We start from the raw sequence: 13,152 nt of genomic DNA on the forward strand, positions 1-13,152 counted from the left end.
TGCTTCGGCCTACTGCCGGCGGCTCCATTCCCGGTACGCGGCCACCGCTGTCGGCAGGGTGGGGAAGATCCGCTCACTGCCGACGGCGTCTGCCAGACCGTAGGCTTCCAGGTCGTCCAGCAGGTCCTGCTTGACCCGGGCGAGCGCGAACACGACGCCGCGGCGGGTGAGTTCGCGGCGCAGTTCGTCGACGGCGTCCAGGGCGGTGATGTCGACCTCCACGTTCGCCTCGGTGTTCAGGACGAACCAGCGCACAGGACTGCCCTGTTCGTCCACCGCGGCCAGCGCCCGGCGCCGGAAGTCCTCCGCGTTGGCGAAGAACAGCGGGGAGTCGTAGCGGTACACCAGGAGGCCGGGGATCGTCTGCGCCTGCGGGTAGTCGTCGATGTCGTGCATACCCGCGACACCCGGCACGATCCCCTGTACGGCGTCGTGGGGGCGGGCCACCCGGGTCAGCAGCTCGGCCACCGACAGGCCGACGGCCACCAGCACGCCGTACAGGAGGTCGAGGGCCAGTACTCCGGCCAGGCAGCCGAGTGCCAGCAGCAGTTCGCGGCGGCGGAAGGACGCGAGGCGGCGGAAGCCAGCCAGGTCGATCATGCGGACGGCGGCGTAGACGACGAGCGCGCCCAGCACGGCCGACGGAGTGCGGGACAGCAGCGGACTGAGGAACAGCAGCACGGCCAGGACGACCGCGCCGGCCACGAGCGAGTACGCCTGGCTGCGGGCGCCCGCCGACGAGGCGAGCGCGGTACGGCTGGCGCTGCTGCTGACCGGGAAGCCGTGCAGCACGCCGGCGCCGAGGTTGGCGGCGCCGAGCGCGAGGAACTCCTGGTTGGCGTCCAGACCCGGCTTGTCGGCACGGTCGGCGAAGGCCCGCGCGGTGAGGATGAAGTCGGTGTACCCGACGAGGAGGACCCCCAGCGCGGGGAGCAGCAGGTCCGGCAGCTCGGTCAGGTCCGGCACGGCGAGCCCGGGCAGGCCGGCCGGGACGTCACCGATCACCTTGAGGCCGTACCGTTCGTCGAGTTCGAACATCGCGACCGTCGCCGTGCCCACCACCAGTACCAGCAGAGGCCCGGGCACGGCGCGGACGTAGCGGGCGACACCGAAGAGGACGGCCAGCGCGACGGCGGAGAACACGACGGTGGCCGGGTGGGCGTCCGGGAGGTCGCGGACGAAGGACCAGAGCTGGGGGAAGAAGGCGGAGCCCGTGGTGTCGACGCCGGTCAGTTTGGGCAGCTGGTCGACGATCATGATCAGCGCCACGCCCGCGAGATAGCCGATGAGCACCGGCCGGGACAGCAGATCCGCCACGAATCCCAGCCGCGCGGCGAAGGCCACCACACACAGCAGGCCGACCGCCACCGCGAGCGTGGCCGCCAGTGTCGCGTACCGGGCCGGATCGCCGACGGCGAGCGGGCCGACCACCGTCGCCGTCATCAGCGCGGTCGTCGACTCCGGGCCGACCGACAGCAGGCGGGAGGAGCCCAGCACGGCGTACAGGGCGAGCGCGGGCAGGATCGCCCACAACCCGGCGACCGGCGGCAGCCCCGCCACCCCCGCGTACGCCATCACCTGGGGCACGAGATACGCGGCCACCGTCACCCCGGCCAGGACGTCGCCCCTCAGCCACGACCGGCGGTAGCCCACGAACGTGCCCAGCCCGGGCGTCAGACGGCGCCACGCCGGAACACGGGCGCCCGACCCCTGGGTCATGGTTCTCCTTCGGTCCAGTGATCACAGCATCCACCGCCGGAGCCGAGAGGGCGAGTGGCACAGCGGACCGGAATCCGACCGGCCACGGTGGGTGCGAGGCGCAGAAGGCCGGAGCCCCGGCAGGATCACTCCGGCCGGGGCTCCGGCCTTCTGCGCCGGGCCTACTCGCCAGGTGCGTCGGCCGGGCCGTGGTAGGCCGCTCGCATGAGCTCCTCCATGTCGGCCGGCATGGGCATCCGCGGGTTGCGCGGCAGGCCTCGGTGCTGACGGTGAAGCCCGGCGGCACCGGCAGACCCAGCCGGGTCGTCTCGGCCAGGTTGGCCGCCCTTGCCGCCGAGCAGGTCGGCCATGTCACGGCCGCCCTCGGTGAACGCGTACACGTAACGGACCATGACGATGCTCTTCCTTCCGGCTTCCCAGGGGCAGGTGGGGGTCCTGGCCACTTGCCGAGCTGCGCCTCCGCGGTGGTGCGGGAGGCGCAGGAGCCAGGCGCGGGCGGGTCACATCTCGAAGACGATCCGTGCCTTGATCCGCCCGTCGAGGACCTCGGCGATGGACTCGTTGACGGTGTCCAGCGGCCGGGTCTCGTAGATCACCTTGGTGCGTCCGGCGGCGTGGAGCTGGAACACCTCGTCCAGGTCCTGACGGGTGCCGACGATGGAGCCGATGACCGAGGTGCCGTTGAGGACGGTGTCGAAGATCGGTACCTGGATGGTGCCGCCGGCGGGCAGGGCGACCATGACCAGCTTGCCGCCGCGCCGCAGACCGCCGTAGACGGAGGCGAAGGCCTGTTCGTTGACGGCCAGAGCGATCGCCGCGTGCGCGCCGCCGTGCTGCTTGAGCACCTCGGCCGGGTCCTCCTTGCGGGCGTCGATGAGGATGTCGGCACCCAGCTCGCGGGCGAGGTCGAGTTTGTCGTCGGTGACGTCGATCGCGGCGACCGTGGCGCCGGCGATCTTCGCGTACTGCACGGCCAGGTGGCCGAGGCCACCGATGCCGGAGATCGCCACCAGCTGGGTCGGGCGGACGCCGGCGACCTTCAGCGCCTTGTACGTGGTCACGCCGGCGCAGGTCAGCGGGGCCGCGTCGCGCGGGTCGATGCCGTCGGGGACCGGGGCGGCGAAGTCAGCGGGGGCGAGCATCTTCTCGGCGTAGCCGCCGTCCACGCTGTAGCCGGTGTTGTGCTGCTGCTCGCACAGCGTCTCCCAGCCGGACAGGCAGTGTTCGCACCGTCCGCAGGCCCAGCCGAGCCAGGGCACGGCCACCCGCTGGCCGACGGCCAGGTGGGTCACGCCGTCGCCGAGGGCTTCGACGATGCCGACGCCTTCGTGCCCGGGGATGAACGGAGGGTTGCGCTTGACGGGCCAGCCGCCGTGCGCGGCGTGGATGTCGGTGTGGCACAGTCCGGACGCCTCCAGGCGGATGCGGACCTGGCCGGGGCCGGGCTCCGGGTCGGGACGCTCCTCGATCACCAGCGGCTCGCCGAAGGACCGGACGACTGCTGCCTTCATGTGATGCTCCTCGGGTCTGTCTCTGGCTGTCGGTGCGGTGCGGTCCCAGCGTCGAACCGGCCGCGACGCGGTGGCAGGTACTGGACGTCCTCGGCGATGGGGCCACCCGGCCTCGAACCGAGCGGAATCCGGCCCTCAGCCATTCGGCACCAGGGCGACGGGGGCGGCGGCGTGATGCCGCACCGCGTGGGTGACCGGCCCGATGCGCAGACCGAGCACCGGACGGTGCACCCGGCGTCCGACCACCACGAGTCCGGCCTGCAGCACGACTCCGAAGGCGCGGGCGAACTCGATCGGCCGAGGGTCTGGAGCCGGTCCCGGTGGCCCCGACATGACCGTGCGCGTGGGCATCAACGGCTTCCGCCCCATCGGACGCACCTACCTGCGCTGCGTGCTGGAGCGCGCGGAGACCGCCGTCGGTATCCCGGTGAAGGTCGTGGCGATCAACGACATCACCTCGCCTGCGGCGCTGGCCCATCTGCTGGCGTACGGACATGCGGGGTGAACTCATAGCACCGGCCACCCCTCACATTTCGGCAGCCTTCCTGGATCGGGTACAGGGTCTCCCGTCGTTGTCCTGATGGGCTGTCTGCAGTAGCAACGCCATGGCGTGCCTTCCGTTCCGCGCGTGCGGGGCACCGACACAGACGTCCCTGATGCCCCGAACATTCGGGGCATCAGGGACGTCTGTGTCGGTTCGGCTGATCGTCAGTGATAGGAGTGGACGACAGCATGGCCCTTGCCGCGGCCGATCATCCACTTGTTGACCGGCGTGGTGATCACGAAGGCAACCGCGAAGCCGCCCAGCAGGGCCGACCAGAACAGCCCGTCGGAGAGGTGGGCGTCCATCGCGCCGGGAGTGAGGGCGATGATGCCGTTGTCGACGATCTCCATCACGGCGATCGAGACCGTGTCGGCGGCGAGCGCGACCTTGATCGCGGTCTTGAAGTCGAGGCCCGCCCGGACGACCGCGAACAAGGTGAAGGAGTAGCCGAAGAAGAACGCCAGCGTGATCGCCAGGATCATGGTGGGCACGTTGCCCCACATAAGGGCTGTGCCGATGACCATGCCGAGGATCTCGCCGATGGCGCAGCCGGTGAGGCAGTGCAAGGTCGCCTTGACCGCCGTACCCCAGGATGCCCCCGCGTGCGTGCCATGGCTTGCGTGGCCGTGGTGACCCTCGTGGGTGGCGTGGTCCTGTCCGGTTCCGGTGTGGTGAGCGGTGTGGTCCATGACCTTCTTCCCCATTCCTGTTCGAGTGTGGCGCGTTCCCCGAGCCCCACAGCCAGCAACCATATACCCCCTGGGGGTATGTGGCTAGGGGATTTCGCCCGTGCTCGCGAAATACCTCAGTGCACGTGCGGGCCCCCGCTCATCTGCGGCTTGCCGCGCGGTACGAGACCCAGGGCCACCGCAGCGCCCGCCGCCGCCGTGAGGGCGCAGACGGTGAAGGCGTTCGTGAAGCCGCCGACGGAGCCGGACTCGATGCCCGAGGCGGCGATCGTGGAGACGGCCGCGACGCCGATCGATCCGCCGACCTCGTGGAAGGTGTTGACGACTCCGGACGCGAGGCCGGCCTCGTGGTGGTCGATCATGCCCAGCGCGGTGGTGGTGGCGGTGACGAAGACCGTGCCGAGGCCGAAGGAAGCCACGACGAAGCCGGGCAGCAGACTCGCGTACACGCTGCCTTCGGCGGAGAGCTGGGTCAGCGGCACGGATCCGAGGCCGGCGATGGCCATGCCGGCCACGGCGACGCCCCGGCTGCCGACCCGGCCGATGAGTCGGGAGGTGAGGTGGGCGCCGAGGCCGGTCGCCACAGCCGCAGGCAGGAACAGCAGGCCGGTCTTCAACGGGCTGAAACCGCGAATGTGCTGGAGGTAGACCGAGCCGAGGAAGAAGTACGCGATGAGCAGTGCGGTGGCCATCAACATCAGGAACGCGCCCGCGAGGACCGGGCGCCGGGTGAACATCCGCAGGTCCATCAGCGGAACCCGGCTCACTCGTTCGACTGCCGCGAATCCCGTGTACAGGACCACTGCGGCCGCCAGCGGCAGCAACGTGTCCGCGTCGCCCCAGCCGGCGTCACCTGCTTCCACCAGGCCGTAAATGAGCGAGCCGGTGCCGGCGGTGACCAGGAGCGCGCCGGGGATGTCGAGTCGGGCCGGCTGCGGGGTGCGGGCTGGGACGAGCGTCGGCAGGGCGGCAAGGACCATCAGGCCGATCGGCACGTTGATGTAGAAGACCCACTGCCAGCCCGGTCCGTCGGTCAGCGCGCCGCCGATCAGGACGCCGGCTGCCGCGCCCGAGCCGCCGATCGCGGCCCATACACCCAGTGCTTTGTTGCGTTCGGTGCCGTGGAAGGTGGTGGTGACGATCGAGAGCGCGGCGGGGGAGAGGAGGGCGGCTCCAACGCCCTGGGCGATCCGCCCACCCAGCAGTGCGGCGGCGTTCTGGGCGAGCCCGGTGATCAGGGAGGCGGCGGTGAAGAGGGCGAGCCCGACGAGGAGGGTGCGGCGGGCGCCGAGGGCGTCGGCGAGACGGCCGCCGAGCAGCATCAACCCGCCGAAGCACAGGGTGTACGCCGTCACCACCCACGTGAGCGTCGCCCGGTCGAGGCGGAGGTCGGCGGCCATGTCGGGCAGGGCGACGTTCACGACGGTGACGTCGAGGACCAGCATGAACTGAGCGACGCAGATGAAGGCGAGCGCCGCCCAGCGGCGCGGGTCGACCGGAGGATGGTGATGTTCCTGTGCCTGGTGAGTGTGGCTTGCGGAGTGTGTCATGACGCGTCCTTGTCGCGAGGTGCGGAAGCGGTGCGGGAAGGGGCGAAGACGAGTGCGGCGACGATGCCGAGCGCGGTGACGCCGACCCCGGTGGTCATCGCGGGACCCAAGCCGTCGACGAACGCGCCGCGAGCGGCGTCGGCGAAGGTCGGCCCGGCCTCCCCAGGCAGATGCCGGGCGACCGCGAGTGCCGTACCGAGGGACTCCTGGGCGGAGGAGAGCAGGTCGGGCGGCAGGTCGGAGCTGTGCGGATCCGCGGCGAGGGCGCTGCGGTAGTGGTCGGAGAGCAGGCTGCCGCTGACGGCGACACCGGTCGCCGCGCCGAGCTGGATGGAGGCGGTGTTGGTGGCCGATCCGACGCCGAGGTCCCTGTCGGGCAGTGAGCCGACGATCGCGTCGCTGGTGGACGTGATGACGAATCCGGCACCCGCGCCGAGAAGAACCATCGCCGTCAGGACCCGCCCGTACCCGTCACCGGGACTGGTCGTACCCAGGACCGCAGCCGACGCGAGCAGCAGAGCGAGTCCGGCTGCCGCCACCGTCCGCAGCCCGACGCGCGGCAGCAGTACACCCGCCAGCGGCCCGGCGACCAGGAGCGCCAGTGCCGCCGGCCCCAGCCGTAGACCGGTCTGCCCCGCGCTGTAGTCGAGGACGAACTGCAGGTACTGCACAACCACGAAGAGCGTGCCGATGAGCGCGAACGCGCCTGCCAGTATGAGCACGTCGCCGACCGCGAGAGCTCGATGGCGGAAGATCCGCAACGGCAGCATCGGGGCGGCGCTGCGCCGCTGCCAGGTCACGAACGCGCCGAGCAGCAGTGCACCCGCCGCGAAGGAGAGGAGGACGGCGGAGCTGGTCCAGCCCCGGTCCGGGCCTTCGATCACGGCCCAGAGCACGCTCGCGACGGCTGCCACGGACAACATGGCACCCGACCAGTCCAGTCGCCGGGCTTCCCGCGCACGTGAGTTCGGCACCAGGAAGGCGGCCGCAGCCAGGCCGGCGAGCCCGATCGGCAGGTTGATCAGGAACACCGAGCCCCACCAGAAGCCGCTGAGCAGCCAGCCGCCGACCATCGGCCCGATTACGGTGCCCACGCCCACCGCCGCCGACCAGATGCCTATCGCCTTGGTGCGCTCGGCACCCTGCGGGAAGACGTGCCCGATGATCGCGAGCGTCGCGGGCATGATCAGCGCCTCGCCGACCCCCATCGCCCCGCGCGCCACGACCAGTGCTGTGACGGAGCCCGCGTACGCGGCGGCCACGGAGGCGGCCGTGAAGAGGGCCAGTCCGGCCATGAAGACCCACTTGCGGCCCAGCCGGTCGGCGAGAGCGCCGCAGAACAGCACCAGGCTGCCGGACATCAGCAGGTAGCTGTCGACGATCCACTGCAACTGGCTGGTGGACGCGCCCAGTTCACTCACCAGGGTCGGCAGGGCGACGTTCAGCACGGTGGTGTCCAGGCCCACCAGTAGCAGGCTCACGCTGAGCACGGCCAGGGTGAGCCACCGCCGTTCGGTGCCGGGCGGAGCCCCGGATCCCAACGGTGAAGTGGCGGTGGAGGCAGTCGAAGACACGCGGTCTCCTCACGGACAGGGACGGATGCAGCGAGGCACCCGCCCGCAACTGAACTGTACGGCTCAGTACATATGAACTCAACTGTTCAGTTCAGTCAATTGCTAAGATCGGCCCATGAGCGTGGACAGCGGCAAACAGCCCCCCAGCGGCCCCCGCGCCGAACTGAAACGCCAGGCCATCGTCCGAGCAGCGCGTGAGCTCTTCTTGCGCGACGGCTTCGGCGTGGGGATGGACGCCATCGCCGCGGAGGCGGGCGTGTCCAAGGTGACGGTGTACAACCACTTCGGCAGCAAGGAAGCGCTGTTCACCGCAGTCATCACGAGCGCGCTCGACGAGCCTCTCGGCCACGCCTCCTCAGCGGCGCTCGAAGGACTGCCCGAGGCCGAGGACCTGCGCGGGGCCCTGATCGACGCCGCCCGCACCTGGGTGGACGCCGTCAGGACGAACAAGGACGTCATCGCCCTGCGCAACCTGGTCGCCGCCGAGCAGCACCGCTTCCCCGAACTCGGACGGGCCTGGCACGGCCATGGTCCGGAGGGTCACCACCCGGCCGTCGCAGGCGCCCTGCGCGCGCTCGCGGACCAGGGCCGCCTGGTCATCCCCGACCTGGAGGCCGCGATCATCCAGCTCTACGCGCTGGTGGTCTTCCCCCACATGGTCTTCAGCACCTACGGCACCCACATCGAGGACAGCCTCACGGACCGCCTCATTGTCAGCGGAGTGGACATGTTTCTCGGGCACTACGGGCCGGGGCGGGACTGCTGAGAAGTCCCGCCCCGAACCGCGATGCGGAGGCTCAGGCCCCGTAGGCCACGAGCGCCATCATCCCGGCCTCGCCGTGGTAGGCGTTGTGGCAGTGCAGCATCCACTGGCCTGGGTTGTCCGCGTCGAAGATGACGGACACCTTCTTCTTGGGCAGCACGATGGTGGTGTCCTTGCGGGGGCCGGTGCTGCCGACCTGGTAGGTGTGGCCGTGCAGGTGCATCGGGTGCCACATGTCGCTGCTGTTGACGAAGTCGAGGCGGACACGCTGGCCCTCCTCGACGAGCAGCGGGTTCGCGGTCGGGTTGGCCATGTCGTACCGCTTGCCGTTGACGGCCCAGTCGTACTTGGCCATGGTGCCGGTCAGTTCGATGCGGTGGACCCGGTCCGCCTTCTTCGCGTCCAGCCGTACGTCGTCGGCAGCGCGCAGCTGAGAAGCGGTCACGATCAGGCCGTCGAGTTCGGCCGGTCGTACGGTCGGCTTCGGCGCGCTTCCCGATCCGGTGCGCATCAGGGCCATGCCGCTGGTGTCCTTGCCCTCGGCGAGCGCGATGAGCGGGAAGACGCCGTCGCCGAGGGTGACCAGGACGTCGTATCGCTCGCCCATGCCGACCAGTAGCGCGTCGACCTGCCGGTGTTCGACGGGGAAGCCGTCGGTGTGGGTGATGGTCAGCGTGTGGCCGCCGAGCGCCACCCGGTAGGCGGTGTCGCCGCCCGCATTGATGATCCGCAGGCGGACGCGCTTGCCGGGCTTGCCGGTGTAGACGGCCGGCTCGTTCGGCACTCGCCCGTTGATCAGGTGGTACGGGTACTTCACGTCTCCGGCGTCGCCGCCGAGCAGCTCGCTGGTGGCGCCCATGAGCATGAACCTCATCGACATGCCATCCCCGGAGGACGCGGACGGCGAGGCCGTCGTCGCGTCCATGCCGGAGCCGCTCATGTCCATCCCGCCCATGTGCCCCATGTCATGACCGGACGAGTCGGCTGAGTCGGAGGGAGTGGATGCGTCGCCGGAATCGCCCATGTCCATGCCGCCCATGCCCTGCCTGAGTTCGGCGAAGGCTTCGTCGGGCGTGCCGGTCACACCGTCGAGCCAGTCGTCGAGGACGACGACCCACTCGTCGTCGTACGACAGCGGCTCCTTGGGGTCCTCGACGATCAGCGGCGCGTACAGGCCGCGGTCGAGCTGGACGCCGACGTGCGGGTGGAAGAAGTACGTCCCGGGCGCGTCGGCGATGAAGCGGTACGTGAAGTTGGACCCGGCTCGCACGGCGCTCTGGGTGACCGGCGGTACGCCGTCCATGTCGCTTCGCAGCGCGATGCCATGCCAGTGGATGGACGTCGTGGTCCTGTCGGGCAGCTGGTTGGACAGTTCGGCGGCGAGGGTGTCGCCAGAGGAGATCCGGATCTCCTTGCCGGGAGCCTGGCCGCTGAAGGCCCAGGACTTGACCATGGTGCCGCCGCCCAGGTCGAGTGTGGCGGGCGCGGCGGTCAGGTTGAGGCGGTGCACCCGGCCCGTACTGCTCCGCTTCTTCTCCGTGCGGGCGACCTGAGAACCGGAAGGGCTGAGGAGGGAGGGGCTGGTGGACGCGTCGTTGCTGCAGGCGGCGAGCAGGCCGGTACCTGCCGCTCCCAGTCCGGCGAGCAGGACGGAACGACGATTGATGCTGTTCACGAAAGGTCCTCTTCTCGATACGCGATAGGCGTTGGGGGTGGCCCGGACACGGCTCGCCGGCGTCGCGGGGACGCGGGAAGCCGTGGGGCGCGGCCTATATGCGCAGTTGAGAGAGGACAGACAGATCGGGTGGCGCACGATTCACGGATTGTGCGATGTCCACGCCCGCGAGAGCCGCGATCTGAGTCGGGAAGGTCGAGGCGGGTGACTCGGACGGTGCGGTGAGCTGTACGGCGTTGACGCCGACGGCGGTGCAGAGCTGCATACCCATGGAAGGGCAGTCGGCGCTGCCGGAGTCGTTCGCCGAAACGCCGGTTCCTCGTGAGCCCGTGTGGGAGTGGGCGGCAGGAACCGAGGCAGATCCCGACATGGCGTGCGCTGTGGCTGCCGGCTCTGAGGTGATCGGCGCGTCGGGCAGCTCGTGGTGCAGGAGTACCGCGAGCACGGCGCACAGCGCGACGAGCAGGCCGCGTATCCAGCGCGCAGCGCCGCCGGTCCGGGGCCAAGGCAACACTCGTACCGTCATCACGCGAGCGTCCGTACTTCCTGAGAGCGGGGACGGCTCACTATACCCCGTACGGGTATCTGCGTCCTGCTCGGAGCTCGAGCTGCCCACCTTCGAATCGAACGCTGTGCTGCTCTCGTTCGCGGCCGAGACGAGGTTGGCTGAGCTGGCCCGGCCCTCCGGCCGAGGGCGGCATGGGTAGGGTGAGACGACCAAGGACAACCATCAGCGCCTGATACAGGCATCGGGCAAAACGGTAGGGGCGGGCCTGTGGGCGGCGGTATGAAGGCGAGCGGCGTCGCCGTGCGTCTTGTGCTGTTGGCCCTGTTGCTGCTCGGCGTCGGTGTGCTGCACACACTGAGCCATGCCGGAGCCCACGGAGGCGTGTCGGCGCCCGTCATGGCCGCACACTCCCACGAGGCGCATGCCGTCACTGCCGAGGAAGCCCACGCTCCGCACGCCCCCTCCGCCGCCCACGCGAGTGTTGAGCCGCAGGAGCCGCCGCACCGCGCGCATGCCGAGGGGGCGACGGCGTCAGACTGCTTCGCGCTGATCCCGGGTGGGTCAGGGCTGGCGCCGCCGCCCTGCACTGCCGTGTCGAGCGGCGCCATGGGCCTCGGTGTATTCACGGCCAATGCGGTCCAGGACCCCGGCGGAGGTCCGGCACTGGCGCAGCTGTCGGTGCTGCGGATTTAGGCCGACGGTGACCTCGCGCGCACCCAGGGGGTGTGCCGCGAAGGTGGACCGAGCCTTCTCGGCCCGGTGCACCCATCTCCCGTTCACCGTCCACGCTCCACGGGCCGACCCGTGCACCCGCATGCCGGTCCACGCTGAAAGGCGTCCTCCTTGTCCCAGCACCACCTCGACAACCGCACCGCCGTACCCGCGCCGAGACGTGCTCCACACGCACAAGAGCGCTACGGCACGGCTTCTCGCCAGCCCGTCCACACGCGAGACTCCGCCGGACCGGAAACAGAGCCGAGCCCCTCCCCGGGAGGTCGCGCGGAGCGGCGACGGGGCCGCCGTCGTGCGCAGAAGCGCACGCCTCTGCTCGGCAACTACATCGGCTACGCCGCCACGTTTGTCGGAGCCGGACTCATAAGTGGCGCCATCGTGCACCATCCGCTGGATCCCGCCCGCTACACCCTCATCGCTGTCGCCGGCGCGGCGGTCTTCCTCTTCGCCACCGTCCTCAACGAGTTCGTCCTCACCAAGCGGCGCCCTGGTGCCACCAGGGTCCTGGGCATCGTGACGGCTTCTCTTGCCTTGTCGTTCGGCATCGGCATGCTCAGCGGCGGACTTCAGCACTTCGAGGACTTTCCCGAACGCGCCGCTATGCTGATCCCCTTCGGGCTCGCCCTGTCATGGGTCGCTTACGTGCTACGGCACGAACCCGCCCGCTGGCGCAGCATCGTTGGCCCGGCAGGCGTGCTGGTCCTGATCACCGCGGCCCTGGCCCTCGTCGGCCTGCGCGGCATCGCTGACGGGATGGCCGCCGAGTCGGGCGGCGGTGGGCACAGTCACGGCGAGGAGACCACCGGGGAGGCAGGGACGCCTGAGGAGGCGGATCAGGCTCACGACGCCAAGACGGACAGTGGGACACCGGCCTCCAAGGACCCTGAGCGGACCGCAGGGCCCACCGAGGCCGAGGATGCCGCCCACGCCGACGACGGACACGGTCACTGAAGCCCGGCCGCGGCAGAAGCTGGGTTCTGTCCGGCGGTTCATGTGACCTTCCGGCCATGATCCGCTGACAGCCCCTAGCCCCGTCGGCCGCGGAAGCGCAGGCCGCCGCTTGCCGGGTGCAGGTCGACGGCCACGTCCGTGAAGCCGGCCTTCTTCAGGCGGGCCGGCAGTCCGGCCGGGTCCAGGGTGTTCATGGTGTTCCTGAAGTGGAGTAGCCGGAAGCGGAAGCCTGGCTGGCTGTCGCTGCCGGCGAAGGTGCCGCCGGGGCGCGGTACGCGGTGGGCCTCGGCGAAGATGCGGTCCTGATGGGCGGCCGTGGGCACGTGGTGGAGCATCGTGAAGCAGACGACCGAGTCGAACGACGCGTCGGGCAGCGGCAGTTCGGCGCCGTCCGCGTGGAGAATGCGAGCGCACTCGCCCCACTGGTCCTGGAGCAGGTGGACGGTGTCCCGGTCGATCTCCGCGGCCGTCAGGCGGGGCACACGCTCCACGAGGACGCGGAGGTTGGCGCCGTAGCCGGGGCCGATCTCCAGGACGTCCTCGCCGAGGTCCACGTGTTCCAACGCCCAGGGCAGGATGTGGTCCTTCGTGGTCTGTGCCCACTTCTCGGAGCTGCAGAGCTTGCGGTGGGCTCGGTTCATCGGCATAGGGCCGACGCTGGGCGGGCGGTGCGCTGTCCACCACGCGCCAGGCTGCCGACTCATGTCGCGGAACGGACAGCAGCGGTACGGCCCGTACTCCACCGCGGGCATCGTCGTCGGCGACTTCACCATGCCGCGCGGCACCGTGTACTGCGCGCACTGGCACCCTCTGCACCAACTCGCCTGGTCGCCGAAGGGGTAGCTGCGCGTCCGCAGCGACCAGGGGGTGTGGCTGTTGCCCCCCTCGCTGGCCTTGTGGATCCCCGCCGGCCTTCCGCATGCCACGGAGTCGGAG

At 70.3% G+C, this 13,152-nt stretch carries 13 protein-coding genes and 2 pseudogenes; 5 read left to right on the forward strand and 10 right to left on the reverse strand.

Annotated elements, in window-relative coordinates:
• Nucleotides 1–9 precede the first annotated feature (9 nt).
• The 4 genes and pseudogenes from IE263_RS24365 to IE263_RS48725 all read right to left on the reverse strand — a co-directional run bounded on the left by IE263_RS24365 (nt 10) and on the right by IE263_RS48725 (nt 3,497).
• A complete protein-coding gene (locus IE263_RS24365) occupies nt 10–1,719 on the reverse strand; it encodes a SulP family inorganic anion transporter (RefSeq protein WP_189939890.1) in 1,710 nt (569 codons plus the stop codon).
• Between the two features lie 244 nt (nt 1,720–1,963).
• A pseudogene (locus IE263_RS49775) lies at nt 1,964–2,111 on the reverse strand (PEP/pyruvate-binding domain-containing protein); the annotation flags it as partial.
• A 108-nt stretch (nt 2,112–2,219) separates the two neighbouring features.
• On the reverse strand, nt 2,220–3,230 hold the full coding sequence (gene adhP, locus IE263_RS24375; protein WP_189939891.1) for an alcohol dehydrogenase AdhP: 1,011 nt from the start codon (nt 3,228–3,230) through the stop codon (nt 2,220–2,222).
• A 135-nt stretch (nt 3,231–3,365) separates the two neighbouring features.
• Nucleotides 3,366–3,497, reverse strand: coding sequence for a universal stress protein (locus tag IE263_RS48725; protein WP_373312065.1), 132 nt, complete (start codon nt 3,495–3,497; stop codon nt 3,366–3,368).
• 64 nt (nt 3,498–3,561) lie between these two features.
• On the opposite strand from IE263_RS48725, the pseudogene IE263_RS24385 reads away from it, so the two are divergent.
• A pseudogene (locus IE263_RS24385) lies at nt 3,562–3,720 on the forward strand (glyceraldehyde 3-phosphate dehydrogenase NAD-binding domain-containing protein); the annotation flags it as partial.
• A gap of 218 nt (nt 3,721–3,938) precedes the next feature.
• Here the strand turns inward: IE263_RS24385 and IE263_RS24390 are convergent.
• From IE263_RS24390 to IE263_RS24400, 3 genes are all read right to left on the reverse strand, one after another.
• Nucleotides 3,939–4,463, reverse strand: a complete 525-nt coding sequence (locus IE263_RS24390; RefSeq protein ID WP_189939893.1) for a DUF4396 domain-containing protein — start codon at nt 4,461–4,463, stop codon at nt 3,939–3,941.
• A 116-nt stretch (nt 4,464–4,579) separates the two neighbouring features.
• Nucleotides 4,580–6,013 carry an MFS transporter gene (locus tag IE263_RS24395; RefSeq protein WP_189939894.1) on the reverse strand — a complete coding sequence of 478 codons (1,434 nt, stop codon included), beginning with the start codon at nt 6,011–6,013 and terminating at the stop codon, nt 4,580–4,582.
• On the reverse strand, nt 6,010–7,587 hold the full coding sequence (locus IE263_RS24400; RefSeq protein WP_189939895.1) for a DHA2 family efflux MFS transporter permease subunit: 1,578 nt from the start codon (nt 7,585–7,587) through the stop codon (nt 6,010–6,012). Before IE263_RS24400 ends, IE263_RS24395 begins: the two co-directional genes overlap by 4 nt.
• Before the next feature lie 115 nt (nt 7,588–7,702).
• On the opposite strand from IE263_RS24400, the gene IE263_RS24405 reads away from it, so the two are divergent.
• On the forward strand, nt 7,703–8,353 hold the full coding sequence (locus tag IE263_RS24405; protein WP_189939896.1) for a TetR/AcrR family transcriptional regulator: 651 nt from the start codon (nt 7,703–7,705) through the stop codon (nt 8,351–8,353).
• Between the two features lie 31 nt (nt 8,354–8,384).
• On the opposite strand, the gene IE263_RS24410 is transcribed toward IE263_RS24405, so the two are convergent.
• Entirely contained in the window at nt 8,385–10,025 is a 1,641-nt protein-coding gene (locus tag IE263_RS24410; RefSeq protein ID WP_189939897.1) for a multicopper oxidase family protein, read from the reverse strand.
• 94 nt (nt 10,026–10,119) lie between these two features.
• The gene (locus tag IE263_RS50085; protein WP_373312066.1) at nt 10,120–10,551 is read right to left on the reverse strand and encodes a DUF6153 family protein; all 432 of its coding nucleotides are present in this window, start codon (nt 10,549–10,551) and stop codon (nt 10,120–10,122) included.
• Between the two features lie 261 nt (nt 10,552–10,812).
• On the opposite strand from IE263_RS50085, the gene IE263_RS24415 reads away from it, so the two are divergent.
• Together IE263_RS24415 and IE263_RS24420 are read left to right on the forward strand one after the other, a co-directional pair.
• Nucleotides 10,813–11,226, forward strand: coding sequence for a hypothetical protein (locus tag IE263_RS24415; RefSeq protein ID WP_189939898.1), 414 nt, complete (start codon nt 10,813–10,815; stop codon nt 11,224–11,226).
• A gap of 417 nt (nt 11,227–11,643) precedes the next feature.
• A complete protein-coding gene (locus tag IE263_RS24420) occupies nt 11,644–12,216 on the forward strand; it encodes a hypothetical protein (protein WP_189939899.1) in 573 nt (190 codons plus the stop codon).
• Between the two features lie 74 nt (nt 12,217–12,290).
• Here the strand turns inward: IE263_RS24420 and IE263_RS24425 are convergent, their stop codons facing one another.
• A complete protein-coding gene (locus tag IE263_RS24425) occupies nt 12,291–12,863 on the reverse strand; it encodes a class I SAM-dependent methyltransferase (protein ID WP_189939900.1) in 573 nt (190 codons plus the stop codon).
• A gap of 55 nt (nt 12,864–12,918) precedes the next feature.
• Here IE263_RS24425 and IE263_RS48730 point away from each other — a divergent pair, with 55 nt between their 5' ends.
• Nucleotides 12,919–13,059: a hypothetical protein gene (locus IE263_RS48730; RefSeq protein ID WP_229911131.1), complete on the forward strand. Its 141-nt coding sequence runs from the start codon at nt 12,919–12,921 to the stop codon at nt 13,057–13,059.
• Nucleotides 13,060–13,152 lie beyond the last annotated feature (93 nt).

Source organism: Streptomyces aurantiogriseus (genome assembly GCF_014649375.1).
Lineage (GTDB): Bacteria > Actinomycetota > Actinomycetes > Streptomycetales > Streptomycetaceae > Streptomyces > Streptomyces aurantiogriseus.

Bases quoted from the DNA above. Each gene is read 5' to 3' on its own strand.
- IE263_RS24365 (WP_189939890.1), bottom strand. From the start codon at position 1,719: ATGACCCAGGGGTCGGGCGCCCGTGTTCCGGCGTGGCGCCGTCTGACG.
- adhP (WP_189939891.1), bottom strand. From the start codon at position 3,230: ATGAAGGCAGCAGTCGTCCGGTCCTTCGGCGAGCCGCTGGTGATCGAG.
- IE263_RS24390 (WP_189939893.1), bottom strand. From the start codon at position 4,463: ATGGACCACACCGCTCACCACACCGGAACCGGACAGGACCACGCCACC.
- IE263_RS24395 (WP_189939894.1), bottom strand. From the start codon at position 6,013: ATGACACACTCCGCAAGCCACACTCACCAGGCACAGGAACATCACCAT.
- IE263_RS24405 (WP_189939896.1), top strand. From the start codon at position 7,703: ATGAGCGTGGACAGCGGCAAACAGCCCCCCAGCGGCCCCCGCGCCGAA.
- IE263_RS50085 (WP_373312066.1), bottom strand. From the start codon at position 10,551: ATGACGGTACGAGTGTTGCCTTGGCCCCGGACCGGCGGCGCTGCGCGC.
- IE263_RS24415 (WP_189939898.1), top strand. From the start codon at position 10,813: ATGAAGGCGAGCGGCGTCGCCGTGCGTCTTGTGCTGTTGGCCCTGTTG.
- IE263_RS24425 (WP_189939900.1), bottom strand. From the start codon at position 12,863: ATGCCGATGAACCGAGCCCACCGCAAGCTCTGCAGCTCCGAGAAGTGG.
- IE263_RS48730 (WP_229911131.1), top strand. From the start codon at position 12,919: ATGTCGCGGAACGGACAGCAGCGGTACGGCCCGTACTCCACCGCGGGC.